Annotated in this window: 6 protein-coding genes; 4 read left to right on the forward strand and 2 right to left on the reverse strand. The window is 75.9% G+C overall.

Translation table 11 applies throughout. From position 1 onward, the window contains the following. The 3 genes from KVT14_RS19700 to KVT14_RS19710 form a co-directional block, all read left to right on the forward strand. The coding region (locus tag KVT14_RS19700) for a zinc-binding dehydrogenase (RefSeq protein ID WP_217617215.1) at positions 1 to 477 on the forward strand (477 nt) is incomplete at its 5' end. 93 nt (positions 478 to 570) lie between these two features. Continuing rightward, a complete protein-coding gene (locus tag KVT14_RS19705; RefSeq protein WP_217617216.1) occupies positions 571 to 1,434 on the forward strand; it encodes a CPBP family intramembrane glutamic endopeptidase in 864 nt (287 codons plus the stop codon). A 122-nt stretch (positions 1,435 to 1,556) separates the two neighbouring features. Beyond that, entirely contained in the window at positions 1,557 to 1,820 is a 264-nt protein-coding gene (locus KVT14_RS19710) for a hypothetical protein (RefSeq protein WP_217617217.1), read from the forward strand. A 123-nt stretch (positions 1,821 to 1,943) separates the two neighbouring features. Here KVT14_RS19710 and KVT14_RS19715 read toward each other — a convergent pair whose 3' ends face one another. After that, positions 1,944 to 2,930: a hypothetical protein gene (locus tag KVT14_RS19715; RefSeq protein ID WP_217617220.1), complete on the reverse strand. Its 987-nt coding sequence runs from the start codon at positions 2,928 to 2,930 to the stop codon at positions 1,944 to 1,946. A 166-nt stretch (positions 2,931 to 3,096) separates the two neighbouring features. On the opposite strand from KVT14_RS19715, the gene KVT14_RS19720 reads away from it, so the two are divergent. Beyond that, a complete protein-coding gene (locus KVT14_RS19720; RefSeq protein ID WP_217617218.1) occupies positions 3,097 to 4,248 on the forward strand; it encodes a PrsW family glutamic-type intramembrane protease in 1,152 nt (383 codons plus the stop codon). Between the two features lie 50 nt (positions 4,249 to 4,298). Here the strand turns inward: KVT14_RS19720 and KVT14_RS19725 are convergent. Further along, positions 4,299 to 4,729 (reverse strand): response regulator transcription factor (locus KVT14_RS19725; protein ID WP_217617219.1); only part of this gene is annotated, 431 nt, incomplete at its 5' end.

A 4,729-nucleotide genomic window follows, 5' to 3' on the forward strand; every position in this document is an offset into this window, starting at 1 on the left:
GCCGCGGACGCCGGCGCGGCGCAGGTCGTCGTCACCGACGTCGACCCCGACCGCCTGCGCACCGCGCGCCGGTTCGGCGCCACCGACGTGTACCTGCAGCACGAGGACCTGCCGCTGGTCGACGTCGCGTTCGAGCTGTCCGGCGCCACCCGTGCCGCCGCCCGCGCCCTCGACCGGCTCGACGTCGGCGGGGCGCTGGTCCTCGTCGGATCCGTCTCACCCGGGCCCGACCTCGCCGTGGCGCCGGAGCGGGTGGTCCGCGGCTGGTGGCGGATCAGCGGCGTGCACAACTACGAGCCGCGGCACCTCACCGCCGCGCTCGACCTGCTGCGCCGCACGACGCCGCAGCGGCCGTGGGCGGACCTCGTCGACCCGCCGGTCGGGCTCGCCGCGCTCGGCGGAGCTCTGCGCGGGCCCGCGACGGCCCGCCCGCGGGCGTCGGTCGACCCGGCGCTCGACGACGTGCCGACGCGGTGACGTCGCCGACCCGCTGACCTGGGCGGACGTGACGGGTACGGTGCGTGCAGCGCGAGGCGCGCTGCACTTTCCTGGGGGACGAGAGGGCATGACATGACCACGATCGAGACCACGTCGGGCTGGCGGGCGTTCTGGGCGCGCGGCGGGTGGTGGCGAGCGGTGCTGCTCGCCGTGGCCTACATCGCTCTCTACATCGGCGCCGGGTTGCTGATCGGCGCGCTGTTCGGCGACCGCATCGACGGCGACGACGTGCTGAGCAGCCCGGAGAGCCTGTTCTTCGGGCTCACGTCGGGCGTGCTGATCGGGTCGCTGATCCTCGCGGCGTTCGCCGCGTCGCTGGGCTGGTTCCCGCGGCTGTTCGGCCGACAGCCGATCGGCGGCCGGTGGTGGATGTGGCTCGCCCCGCTGCTGACCGTCGGTGCGATCGTGCTGCGGCTGTTCGGCACCGACTACGCCGCGTACACCGCCGGCGTCATCGCGACCGCCTTCGTCACCGGCCTGTTCATCGGGTTCGCGGAGGAGGTGCTGTGCCGCGGGCTGGTCGTGACGATGCTGCGCGACTCCGGGAAGTCGGAGTGGGTGGTCATGGTGCTCTCGTCGCTGGTGTTCGCGCTGCTGCACTCCGTCAACATCCTCGGCGGGCAGTCGCTGCTCAAGGTCGCGCTCACGGTGGTGTTCGCGTTCGGGTTCGGCGCTTGCATGTACCTCACGCTGCGGGTGACCGGGAACCTCATCTGGCCGGTGCTGCTGCACGCCCTCTACGACCCGACCCAGTTCCTGGCCACCGGCGGGATCGACGAGACGCACTCCGCCGAGCCCAGCGCGCTCCTGGAGCTCGCGGCCCCGGCGAACATGCTCTACGTGGTCCTCGGGGTCGTCGCGCTGCTCGCCGTGCGCGGGCGGGTCGGCCGCAGCACGTCGGACGGCCTGGAGCACGCCGCCCCCGCGCAGCGCTGACTCCGAGGTCCCGCGGTCCGCCGGTGCGACTTCCGGCCGAGACGGGGCGAGACCCGCGGCAGATCCGGGGGCAGGTCCCAGGGTGCGAGCGTGGTGGTACCGCCGCCCGCAGGAGGAAGCACATGCCCATGCACCCGGAACGCCCCGCCCCGAGCGGGTCGAGCACCGCGCCCGCCACCGGCGTGGCGTCGCCGAGCGTCGGCGCCGCCTACGGCGACCTGCGCCGCGCCGTCCGCGCGCACCGGCGCAGCGTCGACGACGCCGTCGCGGCTGCCCGCCTGCTGCGGGTCGCCGACGAGCGGCGGCGCGCGGCGGAGCGGGACGTCGAGCGCGCACGCGCCGCGCTGGTCTGGTCGCTCGCCGTGGCTCCCGATCCCGACCACTGACCCCGCCCGCGCCCACCCGCCCTCGACCGCAGCGGTCGGGGGCGGGTTCGTCTTCCCCTGGTCGGCTGGGGGGACACAGCGAGGCCGCCGTCACGATCGCGACGGCGGCCTCGGGGGTGGGGGTCAGCGGTGGGCGTGCGTCCCGCGCCGGCGGGCGGTGAGCAGGGCCGCGCCGGCTGCGAGGGCCGCGAGGGCTGCCAGGGACAGGGCGGCGGGGGCCGAGCCGGTCAGCGCCAGCCGCGGGGTGGCGGCGTGCGCGGTGGCGGCGTGCGGGGCGGCGGGGGCTGCCGGTGCTGCCGGTGCTGCCGTGACCGCATTCGTCGCGGGGGTGGTCGTGCTGCGGAGGATGGCCGCCGGGGCCGTCGTCGCTGGTGTCGTCGTCGGGGCGGTCGTCGTCGGCCCGGCCGGGAGCCCGGTGGGCACGCCGGGCGCCTGCTGCAGGAGGACCGGCACCTGCTGGGGGACGGGCACGGGGACCTGCTGGAGGGGGACCGGCACACGCTGCGGGACCGGAGTCTGCTGGGTGGGGACGGGCACCCGCTGCGGGACGAGGACCGGCTGGGGGACCGGTACGCGCTGCGGGACGGGGGTCTGCTGCGTGGGGACGGGCACCCGCTGCGGGACGGCCACCGGCTGCGCCACCGGCACGGCCTGCGGCACCGGCACGGCCTGCGGCACCGGCACGGCCTGGGGCACCGGCACTGCCACGGGCTGCGGCTCGGGCACGGCGACGGGCTCCGGCACGGCCGGCGCCTGCACGCAGATCGTCACGGTCGCCGTCTCGGCGGTCAGCGACGACCCGCGGACGCCCGGCGACATCCAGTCCGCCTCGACGGTGCGCCCGCCGGAGGTGGTCGCGTGGGCGTCGGTGAGCAGGTGGTCCGGGTCCTCGATCGTGTACCGCTGCCCGTCGGACACGAGCACGGTGCGGGCCGGGCCCTCCAGCCGGACGGTCGTCCCGGGCGCGGTCCCGAGGTCGGTGAGGGTCCAGGTGCGGCACGACCCGGGGTCGGCGGCCCAGACGGGAGCGGTGGCGCCGACGAGCAGGACGGCGGCGGTGCCGAGCGTGGCGGTGGTCCGGCGGGCGATGCGGCGGGCGGTGCGGTTCATGGTGGGTTCCTCTCCTGATCTCCTGCACACGACGCTAGGGAGGTGAACCCGGGACCCGGATCTGCCCGCGGTCCCCCGGGCGGGGGCGGACCTACGACTTTGGTCGCAGCCGATCGGAGACCGCGGGACGTCGTCGGTCCCGGACGGGTGGCGGTGTGCTGGTCGCATGTTCATCACCGTCGTGGGAGCCGTCCTCCTCGTGGCCGGGACCTGGGCCGCGTTCCGTCTCGCCCCTCGAGGTCAGGGAGCGCCGGGAGCCGGCTGGTTCCCCGACCCGTCGTCCACCGCGGCACGGCAGCGTCGCTGGGACGGCAGCACCTGGGGCGACGAGGTCGTCGACGGCGGGGCGCCAGCCGACCGCGGTCGCCGGTTCCGGGGCCGCTTCTGGGGTCCGTGGGTGGGCTGGGTCGCGGCGTCGGCCGTCGTCCTGCTCGCCGGGACCACCGTCTACCGGTCGACCGGCCAGGTGCACGTGCTGGCCGCGACCAGCCTCGTGGGGATGGCGCTGTTCGGCTGGGCGTTCTACCGGTTCGTGAACCGGCAGCTGGCGCTCGACCACGTCGTCCGCCCGGTGCAGCTCGTCGCCGTTGCGGCGGCCTCGGCGGGTGCCACCCTGCTGGTCGCGGCGAACGTCAACGCCTGGATCATCGCCGGTCCTGGCATCCGGACGGCCACGGCCACCGTGGGTCTGGTCGAGGAGGGCACCAAGCTGCTCGTGCCGCTCGTCCTGCTGGCGCTGGGCTGCTACCGCGACCCGCGCGCCGGGATCGGCCTGGGCCTGGCGTCGGGCATCGGGTTCGCCGTCGCCGAGACGACGCAGTACGCGTACACCCTGCCGACCGCGACCGCGCCGAGTTTCTGCGGCGGGATGAGCGTGAGCCCCGACGCCGGCTCGGTGGTCGCCGCCCAGGTGCAGCGGGTGTTCCTGGTGTCGCCGCTGCACTGGCTGTGGACGGGCATCGCCTGCGCGATCGCGTGGCGGCTGTGGCACCTGCGCGGACGTCGCGGCACCCTTGGGGCCGTCGCCGGGTTCGCGCTCGTGGCCGTGGTCCACTCGCTCAACGACAGCTCGATCACGGCGTTCTGCGGGCACCCGACTGCGGCCGAGGCGGTGGGTGTCCTCAAGTACGCGCTGCTGCCGGCGATGTACCTGGTGTTCCGGGCCTGGGCGCGGACGTCGGAGCCGCCGCAGCTGATCGCGCGGACCTCGCGCGGCTGGACGCCGAGGCACCTGCCCACCCGCACCGTCACGGCCACCACCCCCGTGGGCTCCGACACTCCCGCAGGCACGGGGCAGGGCACCGCTCCCGCGGTGTGAGGGGCGCCAGCCGGCACGGACCCGCGACGTCCGTGCCGGCTCGCGCGCGCTCAGCCGTCGGCGTCGCGGACGGGCAGCGCGGTCTGCACCCGGTTGTCGACGCCCAGCTTGTCGAACAGGTGCCCGATGTGGGTCTTGACGGTGCCCACGCCCATGAACAGGTCGGCGGCGATGTCCGCGTTGGCGAGCCCGCGTGCGACGGCGTCGGCCACCTCGCGCTCCCGGTCGGTGAGCGTCGCCAGCCGGGCCCGGGCGTCCTGCGTGCGGGCCTGGTCGGGGCCGCGCCCGACCGCCGCGATCAGCTGGGCCGTGACCGACGGGGAGAGCATCGGCTGCCCCGCGGCGACCGCCCGGACCGCGTCGACGAGGTCCTGCGGCGCGGTGTTCTTCAGCAGGAACCCGCTCGCGGCGTCGAGCAGGGCGGTCCGCACCAGGTCGTCGGGGTCGAACGTGGTCAGCACTATGGCCGCCGGCCCGCCGT

This window comes from Cellulomonas sp. GbtcB1 (assembly GCF_019091725.1).
In the GTDB taxonomy this organism is placed as follows: domain Bacteria; phylum Actinomycetota; class Actinomycetes; order Actinomycetales; family Cellulomonadaceae; genus Cellulomonas.